At 68.8% G+C, this 1,668-nt stretch carries 1 pseudogene; it reads left to right on the top strand.

Going from position 1 to position 1,668, the window contains the following annotated elements:
• Positions 1–218: 218 nt before the first annotated feature.
• Positions 219–1,668, top strand: a pseudogene (locus ELR45_RS36105) (Tat pathway signal sequence domain protein); the annotation flags it as partial.

The raw sequence follows: 1,668 nt of genomic DNA, 5'->3' as shown, positions 1-1,668 counted from the left end.
AAAGCCGCCGACAACGCCGGCCTGGAGAAACTCCAAGCCGAAATGGAGAAACAAGCCGACGAACACCTGTCCGGCAACGCCTGACGCACGTTCCCGTCCTCTCCACATCCCTTCCCTCTCCCTCTCACGAACAGGCGGCCGTGGCGGCCGAGTCTCGCTACCGCCACGGTCCCTGCCTGCCCGCAACCCGACAGATACACCCCGAGGAGTGATGCGTCGTGGAGCACGAGATCAGCCGCCGTACGGTCCTGAGGTCGGCGGTCGCCGGAGCCGGAGCGGCTGCCACGGGAGGATGGCTGTGGACACAGCCGTCGGCCGCGAACGCGAACGAGGCCGCTGTGAGCGGTCTGGGATTGGCCCCGCTGGACGTGGTCGTCTTCGGCGACAGCGAGTCTGAGACCGCACACGATCTGACGTCGCACCTGTCCGACATCGTCGACGGTGCGCTCAGCCAGGGCGCTCGTGTTCTCAACCCGGAGGAGACGCCCGGGATCTGGGGCGGCACGATGACGTTCACCGTTGCGTGCTCGCCGCGTGGCACCACCTACGTCACCGTGAAGCTTTGGGGTGGTGACCACTCCGCCAGCGAGGACGAAGAGACCAGACTGCAGCTGTTCTGCGACGGCGCACAAGTCGGCCACTACCACCATGGCGCCGTCGACCCGCTCGACATCATGCACCTCGAGGGGCGTAGCCCCGGCCGGTTCTACTTCCACACGCTGCCCCTTCCCGAGCCGATGACCCGGGGCAAGCACAGCGTCGAGCTCGGTGTCCGATCGATGGGCCGGATCTGGCCCTACGGTCAGAACACGGAGCAGTTCTACCGCGACATGGTGGCGCCGACCCGCGGTGTCTACCGGATGTACACCCACGCGGAGCCCTATTTCACCCCACCGGACGACGAGGAACCGGGCGACGCACCGCCCCAGGATGTTCGCCCGTCGCCGGGTGCCGAGGTGCTCGACGCCGTGGCGGAGCGGGTGCGCGGTGACCACGAGCGCTGGCTCGCTCAGCCGGCGTCGGGCCTGGACCCATGGGCGTACCAGGGCCTGGCCGAGGGGTACCTGAACGAGGGCACGGCCGCGTACCAGAACCCGGTCGCCGTCGACCAGGCGCTGGCGGGCATCGACGCCCAGTACACCAAGTGGCTCGACGATCCCGGCGTGCTCACGTCGTCGGACCAGCAGTGGGAGGGCTTCGGCAAGGTCGGCCTCACTCTCCTGTTGCTGTGGGACGCGCTCGGGACCCGCCTGGACCAGGCGGTGGGTGGACCGCCGACGACGATCCCCAGCCCGGGATTCGAGGCCGGCCTGGCCGGATGGTCGCAGGGCATCTGGCGCGGCGCCGGTTCGACCGGCGTCGACGAGGAGGTGGTCCGCAGCGGGCGCCGCTCCGCCCGAATCACCGCCGATCCCGGCTACGACCCGCCGTCGACGGTCGGCCTGAACATCGCCCAGAACCGGATCTTGATCGGGCAGGGTCCGCACCGGTACAGCGTCTGGTGCAAAACGCAAGACGTGACCGGTCCCGGCGCATACCTGGACATCATCTTCTATCGCGCCGACGGCGGGATCGCCCGCGGCGACCAGAAGTTCTTCGCCACCACCGGCACCCATGACTGGGAGCTGATCACGGCCGATCTCGTCACCCCGGACGACGCCACCGAGC

Source organism: Phytoactinopolyspora endophytica (genome assembly GCF_004138495.1).
Taxonomy (GTDB): domain Bacteria; phylum Actinomycetota; class Actinomycetes; order Jiangellales; family Jiangellaceae; genus Phytoactinopolyspora; species Phytoactinopolyspora endophytica.
Note: the sequence above shows the minus strand (reverse complement) of the source record. Positions and strands in the feature narration are given on the sequence as shown.